The sequence below is a fragment of the Paenibacillus cineris genome, from assembly GCF_018333335.1.
Taxonomy (GTDB): Bacteria; Bacillota; Bacilli; order Paenibacillales; family Paenibacillaceae; genus Paenibacillus_AQ; species Paenibacillus_AQ favisporus.
Genome location: NZ_BORU01000001.1, coordinates 2850291 through 2862778 on the forward strand (window position 1 = coordinate 2850291; position 12488 = coordinate 2862778).

Below are 12488 nucleotides of genomic sequence, written 5' to 3' on the forward strand. Positions count from 1 at the left end.
GAAAAGGACAGGGATCACTGATGGATATCGGATTTATGGACAGCATCGTGTATTTTCATACGAATCCGAGCGACAAGGATCACAAGGAGGGATTATTTCTATCCCACTCCCACCCATCCGCCGAGATTACCCTCCTCGTAAGGGGAGAGGGTTATTATGCCGCTGGGGAACAGAACGTTGAAGCACTTCCGGGTGATCTACTGTTCATTCCGCCGGATCTGAAGCACAGCTACGTCTGTGTCAAAGCCTGGGAAGGCTATTCGCTGCACATCTACGATCAGAACCTTCCGCCTTACTGCCAGTATTTGATGTCGCATGCGTTTTCGCAGCGTCCGGGTCCGATCCTGAAAGCTTCTTTGACCCCTGGCGCCGCAGAGCGCGCGTTAGCCGCCATGCACCAGATTGAGGAAGAATGCAGGCGGGAAGAAAAGACCGAATATTCCTACGATCTGCTGCGCAATGCTCTGGAGACACTGCTGCTTGCTTATCATACGGGAACTTGCGTTCAAGCGGCTGAAGCCCCCTCGGAGCATCCTGAAGAGCAAATGATTCAGGACGCGCTGAAGGAAATTCACCAGAATTACCATACATCGCTGAAGGTGTCGGATCTGGCGGCGAACCACTATTTGTCGGAAAGCATTTTCCGCAAAAAGTTTACCGACCGCATCGGCATGTCACCTAAACAGTACATTATTTCCTTGCGGATTGACGAAGCCAAGCGGCTGCTGCACACCTCGCGCAAGCCCGTTGAATTTATCGCCTCCGAAGTCGGCTTCAGCTCGTCCAGCCGTTTTCATGACTTGTTCGTCAAGCATGTGGGCATGACGCCGATGGAATGGAGGCGCAGCGGGGAAAGTTAATGCTGTGAATAACTCGGAAGGTCCTTGTCCAAAGGGCCTTTTTGCTGTGAACAGGGGCTGTGCCAGCCGTTTGCTGGCATCTGGTACAAAATGAATATAAAAGTTTTCGACCGTCGAAAACGAAACGATTCTATACATTTTCGGGAGAGTATGTAAGCGTTTTTATGAACTTGATTCTGAAATCGTTCGCTATAATAGGGAATACTCCAGGAGCCAATCTTCTGGAGAAGATAACCTAGACGGGAGGAACTGCATGAACCTCTTGAGCGGACGCAAAAGATTATCAGGCCTTTGTTTAAGCATTGTGCTCGGAGCCGTAATGATCGTCTCAGGCTGCGGCACCTCAGCTCCCGGCCTGGTGGACCGGCTCAGCGCCGGCGAAGTGAAAGATATGCAGCAGCCGGTTCCGGATGCGCAGATCAAGTACAACAAGGACAAGATTTTCCACGTCTTGGGCGGATGGCCCAAGCCACCGCTGTACCAAGGCAACCCGTTCGGCTCCGGAGGAACCGGGGATACGAACAACCGCTACATGTTTGAAGGCCTCTTCTTCTTTATCCGGTCCATGAACAATGTGTACAACCGGCTGGCGGAATCCTCCGAGGATACCGAGCAAACGACGACCGTACATCTGCATCAGAACGTAAAGTGGCATGACGGAGCCCCTTTTACCAGTAAAGATGTATGGGCGTATTACCGGCTGAACAACGGGGCCGAAGTGACGAAGTATTTGACTTCGATCGAAACCCCCGATGACTACACCATTGTTTTTCACTGGATGAACCCTGCGCCGTATCCCGAACTCAGAAAGCTGCTCCTCGCCCAGGATCTCCAGGGCCAAATTCCTTACCACATCTACAAGAAATACGTGGATAAGGCCGACGCTTTGCTGAAAGAAGCGAAACCGCTTACAGACAAATCCAAGGACGGACCGTTCAACTTGGATATTACGGACGAGCTCAGCAAAAAAATCGCCCTGAACTGGAATGAATTCACCCGTGCGGGCCCGAAAATTCCGGTCGGCACCGGACCGTATAAGTTTGAAAAAGTGACGACGACCGATATGCTGTTGGATAAGTTTGAAGATTACTGGAGACCCGATGCGGTCCATTTTGACAAGATCTGGATCAAAAACGTTCCGGAACTCTCGGCACAATACGCTCTCGTCAAAGCCGGCAAGCTCGACTGGTACGACGGCACCCCGCCGAAGGACATCCTGGAATCGCTGCTGAAGCAGAACAAAGATCTGGTTCACTACCGGATGTATGATCCGGCGAGCGTGGGGCTGATGTACAACATCCGCAACAAGCCGTTCGACAACCTCAAATTCCGGCAGGCGCTGACCTATGTGCTGGATAAGAAAAAGCTGCGCGAAATCGGCAACTTTTACGGCCAGGAATACCCGAAAATATCGATGACGGGCATCATGCCTTCGTCACTCGAAAAAGAAGTCGACAAATCCGTGCTTGATCAGATGACCGATTATACGACGAATCTGGATAAGGCGGCCGAGCTGCTGAAGGAAATCGGCTGGACCAAAGGCTCCGATGGGTTATGGCGCGATCCTGACGGCAAGGTGCCTTCCTTCATCATCGGAGCGCCGAACAACTGGGCACCAGGCGTGAACTCGGCGCAAATCGCTGCGGAGCAGTTCACCAAATTCGGCATTCCGACGAAGCTGAAGGCTGTGGACAGCACCATCTACTTCTCCAACGCCGACAAGGGACAATACGATATGTCCATGGACTGGGTTGACGTGTCCTGGGGCTTCCAGAATCCGTGGAGCTCGATGCGGGTGCTGTTCTGGCAAGGAACGAAAACGAAGGTCGGCTTCCCGAACGTCAAGAAGAAGGACGCGGACGGCAACGAAGTCGATACCGGCAAACTCGATCTGAAGCTGAAGGGCATTGACGGGAAAGTGTACGATATCGACAAGGAGATGAAACGGTTCCCTTATGTTCAGGACGAACAGGAGCGCCGCAAAATCATCGACAACCTGGCCTGGATCGCCAACGAAAACTGCTGGGGCGTGAACTTCTTCCAGAACGCCACAGGCGCCTGGCTGAATACCAAAACGATGTCCGGGAACTTCCCGATGATGGACCAAATCGTTCAATACAACCGGGATATGCCGCTCGCTACCGATCCGGATGAGCAGCTGGCCATCACCCACCTGAACCACGGCTTCAACTCAACGTACATGCCGGAAGAGTATTGGCCGAGATAATGGCCGCACAAGCCGGATAAACACTTGGAGGTGACAGGAATGAGCCTGAAAGGGGTCTTAAAAAGAATCGGTGTTTCCCTGATCACGGTCTTCCTCGCGATGCTGCTTACGTTTTTCCTGCTGCGGATGACGCCCGGCAGTGCGATCGATACGTGGGCCAGGGACTTTGCCACTCAGCGCGGGATGAGTCTCGAGGAAGCGTACCGTCAGATTACGGCCATGATCAATTATAATCCGAAGGAGCCGATCTTCACCCAGCTGGGACGGTACCTGGGAGGACTGATGCACGGCAATCTGGGCATGTCCATGATCTATCAGAACGTTTCGGTAAACGAAATTATCGCCAACGCGCTGCCATGGACGCTGTTTGTGCTCAGCGTGTCGCTCGTTATCAGCTTCCTGATCGGCATTAACCTGGGCGCCATGATGGCGTTCAAGCGCAAGACGGTCCTGGATCCGATCATCTCGATCTATGCGATCCTCACGTCTTCGGTGCCTAACTTTATCGTCGGCATCCTGCTGCTTGTTATTTTCGCCTTTCAATTCGGCTGGTTCCCGGTCAACGGGGCTTATGACCCGATTGTGGAGCCCGGCTTCAACCTTCCGTTCATCCTAAACGTGCTGTATCACGGCGCGCTGCCGATTCTGACTTACGTCATTACGACGATCGGCACCTGGGCATTGACGATGAAGGGGAGCGCGGTCAACGTGCTGGGTGAGGATTATATCGTCGCCGCCAGCATCCGCGGGGTCTCCGAACGGACGCTGATGAGCCGTTACGTCAAGCGCAACGCCATGCTGCCGCTGATTACGACGCTGGCCGTCAATTTCGGCTTTATGCTCGGCGGATCGCCGCTGATCGAAAATGTGTTCAGTTATCCCGGTATGGGCTATTACATCGGGCAGGCAACACAGCAGCGCGACTATACTTTGATGCAGGGCTTGCTGCTCGTGACCAGCATCGCGGTCATTCTGGCCAACCTGGCCTCGGACCTCATTTATGCCAAGCTGGATCCGCGCGTCAAGCTTGAGGAGGGCTGACGGATGAGTCAAGGATTTATCGATTTCTGGCAGACGATGTACCGCAACAAGAAAGCGTTCTCAGGCATGATCATCCTGGCGATCTTCATCTTTATGGCCATCTTCGGGCCCATGATGGCCTCGCTGGACATGACTGTCAACTTCGACGGCCGGTATAAGAGCCCGTCCTTCGCCCACTGGCTGGGCACCGACTATGGCGGCAGGGATACATTCCTGCAGCTGGTATACGGTTCCCGCGATGTGCTGTCGATCGGGCTGTTCGCCGCCCTGTTTACGCTGGTGCTCGGATTCGTGATTGGGGCGGTATCCGGCTTTGTCGGAGGCAAAACTGACACGGTGCTGATGTTCATCACCAACCTGTTTCTGACCGTTCCGAGCTTTCCCGTGCTGATGATCGTCGCCGCGCTCGTGCAGATCAAGAATCCGGTCATGTTCTCCTTTATATTGGCGGCATGGTCATGGGCGCCGCTCGCCAGGGCGATTCGGTCCCAGCTGCTGTCGTTGAAAAACCGCGAATTTATTATCGCCTGCCGAATTATGGGCCTGAAAACGCCCTATATCTTGTTCCGGGAGATTCTTCCGAACTTGACGCCGTATCTGGCGATCAACTTTATTATGGCGGCCCAAGGGGCCATCGTTGCCAGCGTCGGTCTGATGATGCTCGGTCTAGCTCCATATTCCCCGACCAACTGGGGGATGATGATCCAGCTGGCCGTACAGAATACCGGCGGCATCTTCAACCCCAAAGGCTATATCTATCTGATCTCGCCGATCATGTGCCTGGGGCTGTTCCAAATGGCCTGCATCTTTTTCAGCAACGGGCTGGAAGAGGCGCTGAATCCGAGACTGAGATCGTAAGGGCCGGCGATGAAGGAGGAGAAAATGATGGAACCATTGGTGGAAGTGAGGGGGCTGACGATCGAATTCCCGATGCGCGCAGGTCTGCTGCGGGCTGTCAATGAAGCCGATTTTGTCATCCCCAAGGGACAGATCACGGCCCTGGTCGGGGAGAGCGGAAGCGGCAAATCCACGATGGCATCCGCCATCATGCGGGCGATTTCGGTTCCCGGACGCGTTGCCGGCGGATCGATTACGTTTGATGGCCGGGATGTGATGAGCCTGGGGAAAAAAGAACTGCAGGCTTATAAATGGGAGCAAGTGTCGATGGTGTTTCAGGCGGCGCAGAACGCGCTTAATCCCGTCGCCCGAATCAAGGATCAGATCATCGAGACGTTTCGGGCCCATTCTAAATCGTATACGGAGAAGCAGATGGTGGATAAAGCGCGGAATCTGCTCGATTATGTCCGGCTTGATCCGGACCGGGTACTGAATTCATTTCCCCACGAGCTCTCGGGCGGGATGAAGCAGCGGGTTATGATCGCCTTCAGCCTGCTGCTCGATCCGCAGCTCGTCATCCTTGATGAGCCGACGACTGCGCTGGACGTGATCACTCAAGCTTATATATTTGATATTTTGAAAAAGATCCACAAAGACATGAATATAACCATGCTGCTCCTAACCCACGATATCGGCGTCGTCGCCAAAGCCGCCGACCGGGTCGGCGTGATGTATGCAGGCAACGTTGTCGAAGCCGGCGATGTCTACGATATGTTCAAGCGGCCGAAGCACCCTTACACCGCAAAGCTCATGAAAGCTGTTCCGAGCTTGTATGAAGACGTGTCGGAACGGAAGGGGATCCCCGGATCTCCGCCGGATCTGCTCAACATGCCGCCGGGATGCCCGTTTCATCCGCGGTGCGAATATGCGCACGCGAAATGCAAGGAACAGAATCCGATCAAGGTGTATACGCCCGCTGGGCATGAAGTCGCTTGTCATTTATATCCGAATCCCGAGTCGGTTGCGGAGGTGCGTACGTCATGAATGCCAGAAATATCGAATTTGAGGTAGAGCCCAGACAGCGGCTGCGGGAAGCGGCCAGAACGGATAGTTCCGAAGCGCTGATGCGGCTCGATAGCGTAAGCATGTACTTTGAACGGAGCCAGGGCATGTTTGGTCCCCCCCAGAAAGTGGGGGCTGTCGTCGATGTCAGCCTGGACATTCATCCCGGCGAAATCATCGCACTTGTTGGCGAGAGCGGATGCGGAAAGACGACGCTTGGCAGCATCATCACGGGCCTGCAAAAGCCGACTTCAGGCAAGGTGCTGTACAAGGGGCAGGAGGTAACGAAACTCAGCGGCGAGAAGGCGAACCAATTCCGCGGCGACGTTCAGCTGGTGCAGCAGGATTCCTATGCCGCGCTGAATCCGATGCGGACCATTTACCAGTCGCTGTCGGCCCCCATCCTGCAGCGTAAAATCGTCCGCGGCCGCAAGGCGGCCCGGTCACGGGTCATCGAGCTGCTGCAGACCGTCGGCCTGACACCGCCGGAACGCTTCCTCGATAAATACCCGCACCAGCTGTCAGGCGGCCAGCGTCAGCGGATTCTGATGGCCCGCGCCATCTCGCTGAATCCGAAGATCATCGTGGCCGACGAGCCTGTCTCCATGATCGACGTGTCGCTTCGCATCTCGATCCTGAACCTGATGTCAGAGCTGAACCGCAAGCTGGACATCGCCATCATCTATATTACGCACGACCTGGCAACGGCCCGCTACATCGCCGGAAGGGGCCGCATGGCCGTCATGTACCTCGGACGTGTGATGGAGCTTGGCGGGGTCAACGATGTCCTCAGCCATCCAAAGCATCCTTATTTGCAGGCGCTGCTGTCCGCCGTTCCGACGCCCGATCCCGAAATCGCCAAAGCGATGGCGGATCTGCCACTGCGCAGTCTGGAGATGCCGAACGCGGCCAAACCGCCGTCTGGCTGCCGCTTCCATCCGCGGTGCCCGATGGCCACGGACCGCTGCTCCTCGGAAGAGCCCCAGCTCCGCTTGGTGGGCTCGGAGCAGACGGCTTGTCATTACGCGGAGGAGGCGCATGAGCTGTGGCAGCGCAAGATGGCTGACATCGGCGCCATCAAAAGCGTGTGATGGGGGACTTCGGAGCACTGTCCAGAATCGTTCTTTCGATGTCACTAGTCCTGCTGCTGCTCTGTTTCGTCTCCCTGACGGCGGTAAAGCCCGGCACCGGGCCGTATGTCGTGGTTGTTCTGTCGGTCTGGATCAATATCATTCTCTCCGGCTGCATCATCCTCGTTTCCGTCTGGCGGAAAATGCGGGATGCCAAGCGCCGCAGGTTGGAAGAGGCGCAGGAGTCCGATGGGAAATGACTTCGGAACTACAGGACGGACATCCAATAATTAACGGCATGAATTAATTAGCGAATCACCCTTAAAAAGCACGATTCCCGCTGTGGGGAGCGTGCTTTTCGGTTTCATAGGCACGATGTTAAAGGAAAAAGAGGGGGTTACCATTTTTATTTAATCATATAAATTATAAATCTCATTAATAAGTATCGTTCTCCGCCATGTCCCGGCAGAATTTTGCCCCGCATATACAGGTTAATATCAAGTTGAAATCAAATGTAACTGATCCTTCAGGAGTAACCGCGTCCAAATTCATTAAATTTATATTTCGTATCGGGTTAACCCCCGTAACCCTTGCCTGTGTTCTCGCTTCGTTAATATACACACGTATATTCAAACCGTAGCGGGAAGGAGCAGACCGTTGGAAAAGGAAAGCAGACAGCTTCTTTTTATACTGATCAGTGCAATGTCCGTTACAGCCTTGGTCATACTGATGATTTTGAGAGCTGGCCTTTTTTTGGACCGAAACGTGCGCCCAAGTACGATGCAGGAGGCGAGGGTGCTTCTTCGAAGCGAGCTTCGTTTTCCGGATGAAGATCAGATTCGCACGGTCGAGGTGTATGACGATAAATTTATGGAACCGGAGATCCGAATCCGTTACCCAAATGGATTACGCTTGTCCGTTACCCGTCTGCGTAGTCCGTCACCTTATCCGGTTCTGTCTCACCAGAAAGCCGTTCCATCCATGAAGGAGCTTCGTGATGACCGAACGGAGAAAGTGGTGTATCGTTTCGTGAAGGATGATTTTTTGTATACGCTGCACGGGGACGTCCTGGAGCAGGTTATCTCGGAAACGGTCCTGCAGATCTTCAGAAACGAGTGAACAGGACGGATTGATTATAGGAGCTATGCACCACTCGTGCCGGTTAACGGCGGCCTTTCGGCTGACCTTAGTCCCCTTGGAGGGGGAAAATGGTCCAGTTTTGGTTTGCATCCCCATATTCACTGCCCAACCCAAGACGAATATAAGGTATATTGGGGAGGAAGCGGATCTTATATCTTCACAGCTCTTGTCAGGACAGCCCCTCAGAATCAGGGTGATGCCATGAAGGAGGAGATGGAAACGGATACAATCTGGAACATCCGAAACGGAATCAGGGATATCGCTGAAGGGGTGTATCGGTGGGTGCAGGGAACGCTCCGGCGCCTCCCGTGGCTCAAAACCTTATATACGATTTGGTGCTGGGTATCCCTTTTGTTTTTTATCCTGGGCCTGTTCCTGTACCGGGATTCACGCACGATGCTCGTCCAGTATTTATGGTCCTTTTATGTCATGCTGCAGTTTTGGTTTCTTTGCCGGAGCAAAACATTTACCTGGAAGCAGGCGGCCATGTTTATGCTGCTGGGCATCTTTCTCGTCATCCCGGTTACGGCGCTGACGCTGCTCGCGGCTCACGGCCTGTTTGGCGGGGATACGCGGGACACCTGGTCCCAGGCTGTCCTGACTCCGATCTTCGAGGAAGTGTGGAAGCTGCTGCCGCTCGGGCTGTTTCTGCTCTTTTCACGGCGCGCCTCTTCCATGAGCCTTGCCGATTATACGCTGGCCGGAGCCGGGGCGGGCGTGGGCTTTCAATTGATGGAAGAGCTGACGCGCCGCTGGCTGAACTCCGGCATCATCGGGCGGACGTACGGCTACAGTGTGACGATGCTTGGTGGGGAAACCATCCATTGGGATTTTTGGACGCTGTTCCCCGGCCGGTTTGAAGAAAGCATCTTTCCGACCATCATGTCGGTCAGTCATCCGGTGCACACCGGCATGATAACCTTAGGGCTCGGTTTGGCCGTGCGTTTGCGCAAGCGGCTGAGCGACGCCATCTTCGCCCTGCCCACACTGCTGCTCGTCTGGTCGATCATCGATCATGCCGCTTATAACGGTCAGGGCTCACTGCCGGACTGGTTTATGAAAATCAGCGACCTGACGGGGAGCGGATACCGCACGAAAGGCGTGTTCCTCCTGATGCTGGCAATTGGGCTCGTGCTGGATTACGTCTCGTTGAATCGGGTGAAAAGCCGGCTGCCGAGAATGGAAGGCGAAGGATGGATCAACCCGGTGTCAGAGCTGTGGTATATGCTGGAGTCTCTCTTGACCCGCAGGGAACGGCTGGCGAGCGTCATGTCCTGGACCCGGGAACGCAGGGAGCTGGGCTTCTCGCTCCTATACGGCAATCAAGAAGCCGCCGCGCTGCAGGGTGACCTGCAGACGAGAATGCTGAAGCACTTCCGTGCCGCCGCCGGTGTAACCGCGGTCCTTCTGATGGTCGCCGGGCTGGCGGGCTTCGCCGCTTATTGCCAGGCGCACGTCCATCCCGCCGATCCGGCTTGCTTCTCATGCATGTTCGATTCGCTGCAGAACTGGTGGGACCGCCTCGGTTTTTGGGAAAAAAGCGCCATCGTGCTCGGAGCGTTCGCTTTGTCCTTCATGTTCGTCAGCTTCTGGCCGGCACTCGGTATTGCCTTAACGGCGGCGAGCATACCGGCGAGCGGCCACGAAATCGCTAAGGATATCCGCGATCCAAAAAGGCTGCTCACCCCCGAAAATGTGATCTCTACGCTGCTTGCGCTGGCACTGAGCCGTGTTCCGTTCGGCAGGCTGGCCGAACGCTTCGGAAAGAAGGGCGGCAGCAGGCTGAAGGATTGGCTGGAGAAGCTGCTTAAACGGCGAAAGGAGCCGAAGCCGGAACCTGACCTGCCCAAGAAGCCGCATAAGCCAGATGGAGAGGATCCACCGCCAAAGAAGGAAAAAGATCCCGAGGAGCAGCCGCCGAAGAACGATGCAGACGATTACGTACATTGGAGCAAAGCGAAGTACCGTGGGGTGGAGCTCCACGATGCCAAGAACGGAGCGCTTGGGGAGTTTGACGGCGTCGATCTGGAGAAGGGCATCTTCTATGAAGCCAAGTCGGCGCAAGGGCTCGACCGCATCCATCCAAAAACGGGTAAGCCGCAGCAGACGCCGCAGCAATTTACAGATAAGCAGTTGTACCAGAAAACGAAGGTGCGGATCAACAACCTGATGGAGAAGGCGGTTGGGACGCGAACAACGCCTGATGGAACGTCGGAGATCCCGACATTGGAGCAAATCAAAGGAATCCGGCATTTTGAGTTTCAGCTGGACGGGGACTCGCCGGCGTTACGGGCAGCCGCGGAGAACAGCTTGAACAAGCTGCGTCAAGAATTCCCGGATTATACATTCAACATTCGATTTGGGGTGAAATAACATGTCAATCAGCGCCATTATTGTGGACCCGGAAGACGAATTTGAACGGTCCTTTATGCTTCCGGTGGCGACGGAATCCTTTTTCCAGAAATATTGGGTGCCGGCGGTGGAAGAGCTGAACTTGCAGTGGGTCGCACTTTTCCAGGACGGTACGGACGTGGAGTCCGAGGACATCCCGTCTGTCTTGGGCGAAGTGTCCCAGCTTAAAGAATGGGCGCGAAGCCACATGCATGGGGACGACCTCGACCACATGTTACGCAGACTCGAGCTGCTGGAGACGGAACTGCCAAAGGCGTACAGGCGCGGCGGTGCGGTGGTCTACATCGGTTAACATTGCCTGTTAACATTGGTGAATGAATGAAAGATTGTTTTAATCTCCTAAGAGGTGAGTGCGATCAAGTCCGGGTTACACAGACACCGGGCTTGATTGCTTTTAACCGCACTACGTGATGTAAAGGGGAGAGCGAAGTGAGGCAGTCTTATCGAATGGACGAAGGGGCTTTTGTGCATCACTTGAACGAAGCTTACGGAATTGCTGCCCGGAGGCTCATTTTTATCCCCTATGGGGATTCGGCCTATTCTTACCGGGTGGAGGGAGAAAACGGGACGCGATACTATCTGAAACTGTTTGACCATGGCAATGACAGCCACCGCCAAGGTATCCTTCGGTGCAGGCGATATGTTCCGTTTATGTGGGAATTGCATCAGACCGGCCGATTTATGGAATTGCCTTGTCCATTCCGAACCTTAAGCGGTGCTTTTCTGCTTTCCCTTCCTGATTGCACAGCGGTGCTGTTTCAATTTATCGAAGGAGAGACCTTAGCTGAGGCTTACCCTTTTTCCAAGCATAACTTGGAGCGTGTTGGACGGCTGGCGGCGCGGATTCGGCAGTTGACTCCTTTCACTACCACATCCGGCCTTGCGAGTGAAACGTATGATGTCTCTTTTTACGAACATTTGTTCGAATTCCTGCAGCAGCTTGAGCATCTTCAGCCCGGCGCAAGTCCCGCTAGCCAGCTGCTGCGTGAGCTTGTTATCCCTCAGCAAACGCGCATAACCGATCTGCTGCACCAGATCACAGGGGTTCGTGAACGTCTCGTGCTTGACCCGGCCCCCAATGTGCTCTGCCACGGTGATCTGTGGGGAGGGAATCTGATGGAGACCGCGGACGGCCGGCTTGTCGTCCTGGACTGGGAAGCGGCCATACTTGCGCCAGCGGAGCTGGATATCGTGGGGTATATCGGGGACGGACTGGGTCATTTTCTCAAAGGGTATGAGCAGGAACTAGGTCAACAGATGGAGCTGAACCCGGATTTACTGCGTTATTATGCATACCGCCATCATTTGAGAAACCTGACCCATTGGTGCATGAATATTTTGCAGCGTGACCTGGAGCCAGACCAGGTGGATAACGACCTCGAAATGGTCCGGTATCACTGCTTGAACCGGTTGGATACCGTAGAGGCTTCGCTGAGGAATGCGGCGGATCGAAATATTTAGAAGCCGCTATGAATTGAATAGCGTAAACAAGCGATATGCACAGCTACAGCCAGAAATTAATAGATTGCCGCCAATGTAAGCGTTGACATGAAGTTCTTTTGAATTTTTTCATACGTATCTCAAACCGTTTGCTTCTTTACAGCAGGCATCCGGAAGGAGTAAGATTCAATTCGTAATCGTGAACTTGTGAACCTGAAACGTAGTACTCCTTGATCGCTGAATTCTGAAATCAGGAGCGGGGGAACCAAAGGGAGGAAGCTAAGCCTTCGTCCCAGGGGTGAATCACTTGATGTTCATTTATTGAGTGTAGGGATACTTTCGGTCCCGAATCCGTCAGCTAACCTCGTAAGCGTTATGAAAGAGGGATTTGTCGTGCGC

General features: G+C 54.2%; 11 protein-coding genes and 1 riboswitch. All 11 genes read left to right on the forward strand.

The genetic code is table 11. The annotated features are described in order from the left end of the window. Positions 1-20: 20 nt before the first annotated feature. The 11 genes from KI379_RS13280 (at position 21) to KI379_RS13330 (ending at position 12110) form a co-directional block, all read left to right on the forward strand. A complete protein-coding gene (locus KI379_RS13280) occupies positions 21-860 on the forward strand; it encodes an AraC family transcriptional regulator (protein ID WP_212983839.1) in 840 nt (279 codons plus the stop codon). A gap of 253 nt (positions 861-1113) precedes the next feature. Further along, on the forward strand, positions 1114-3087 hold the full coding sequence (locus tag KI379_RS13285; protein ID WP_076165309.1) for an ABC transporter substrate-binding protein: 1974 nt from the start codon (positions 1114-1116) through the stop codon (positions 3085-3087). A gap of 39 nt (positions 3088-3126) precedes the next feature. Continuing rightward, complete coding sequence (locus KI379_RS13290) at positions 3127-4128, forward strand: ABC transporter permease (protein WP_212983840.1); 1002 nt, start codon at positions 3127-3129, stop codon at positions 4126-4128. A gap of 3 nt (positions 4129-4131) precedes the next feature. Further along, positions 4132-4986, forward strand: a complete 855-nt coding sequence (locus KI379_RS13295; protein ID WP_076165305.1) for an ABC transporter permease — start codon at positions 4132-4134, stop codon at positions 4984-4986. A 24-nt stretch (positions 4987-5010) separates the two neighbouring features. Beyond that, a complete protein-coding gene (locus KI379_RS13300) occupies positions 5011-6009 on the forward strand; it encodes an ABC transporter ATP-binding protein (protein ID WP_084203673.1) in 999 nt (332 codons plus the stop codon). After that, complete coding sequence (locus KI379_RS13305; RefSeq protein WP_212983841.1) at positions 6006-7118, forward strand: oligopeptide/dipeptide ABC transporter ATP-binding protein; 1113 nt, start codon at positions 6006-6008, stop codon at positions 7116-7118. Before KI379_RS13300 ends, KI379_RS13305 begins: the two co-directional genes overlap by 4 nt. Next, complete coding sequence (locus tag KI379_RS13310; RefSeq protein WP_212983842.1) at positions 7118-7357, forward strand: hypothetical protein; 240 nt, start codon at positions 7118-7120, stop codon at positions 7355-7357. The genes KI379_RS13305 and KI379_RS13310 overlap by 1 nt, the downstream gene beginning before the upstream one ends. A gap of 535 nt (positions 7358-7892) precedes the next feature. Further along, positions 7893-8216 carry a hypothetical protein gene (locus KI379_RS13315; RefSeq protein WP_212983843.1) on the forward strand — a complete coding sequence of 108 codons (324 nt, stop codon included), beginning with the start codon at positions 7893-7895 and terminating at the stop codon, positions 8214-8216. A 234-nt stretch (positions 8217-8450) separates the two neighbouring features. Beyond that, positions 8451-10610, forward strand: coding sequence for a PrsW family glutamic-type intramembrane protease (locus tag KI379_RS13320; protein ID WP_212983844.1), 2160 nt, complete (start codon positions 8451-8453; stop codon positions 10608-10610). 1 nt (position 10611) lies between these two features. After that, complete coding sequence (locus tag KI379_RS13325; RefSeq protein WP_076165296.1) at positions 10612-10941, forward strand: hypothetical protein; 330 nt, start codon at positions 10612-10614, stop codon at positions 10939-10941. A gap of 137 nt (positions 10942-11078) precedes the next feature. Continuing rightward, the gene (locus KI379_RS13330) at positions 11079-12110 is read left to right on the forward strand and encodes a phosphotransferase enzyme family protein (protein ID WP_212983845.1); all 1032 of its coding nucleotides are present in this window, start codon (positions 11079-11081) and stop codon (positions 12108-12110) included. 204 nt (positions 12111-12314) lie between these two features. After that, positions 12315-12478, forward strand: a riboswitch (cyclic di-AMP (ydaO/yuaA leader). The last annotated feature ends 10 nt before the right edge of the window (positions 12479-12488 follow it).

What these genes read in the sequence shown, in the direction of transcription:
- KI379_RS13280 (WP_212983839.1), top strand. Translation starts at nt 21, where the DNA reads ATGGATATCGGATTTATGGACAGCATCGTGTATTTTCATACGAATCCG.
- KI379_RS13285 (WP_076165309.1), top strand. Translation starts at nt 1,114, where the DNA reads ATGAACCTCTTGAGCGGACGCAAAAGATTATCAGGCCTTTGTTTAAGC.
- KI379_RS13290 (WP_212983840.1), top strand. Translation starts at nt 3,127, where the DNA reads ATGAGCCTGAAAGGGGTCTTAAAAAGAATCGGTGTTTCCCTGATCACG.
- KI379_RS13295 (WP_076165305.1), top strand. Translation starts at nt 4,132, where the DNA reads ATGAGTCAAGGATTTATCGATTTCTGGCAGACGATGTACCGCAACAAG.
- KI379_RS13300 (WP_084203673.1), top strand. Translation starts at nt 5,011, where the DNA reads ATGATGGAACCATTGGTGGAAGTGAGGGGGCTGACGATCGAATTCCCG.
- KI379_RS13305 (WP_212983841.1), top strand. Translation starts at nt 6,006, where the DNA reads ATGAATGCCAGAAATATCGAATTTGAGGTAGAGCCCAGACAGCGGCTG.
- KI379_RS13310 (WP_212983842.1), top strand. Translation starts at nt 7,118, where the DNA reads ATGGGGGACTTCGGAGCACTGTCCAGAATCGTTCTTTCGATGTCACTA.
- KI379_RS13320 (WP_212983844.1), top strand. Translation starts at nt 8,451, where the DNA reads ATGGAAACGGATACAATCTGGAACATCCGAAACGGAATCAGGGATATC.
- KI379_RS13325 (WP_076165296.1), top strand. Translation starts at nt 10,612, where the DNA reads ATGTCAATCAGCGCCATTATTGTGGACCCGGAAGACGAATTTGAACGG.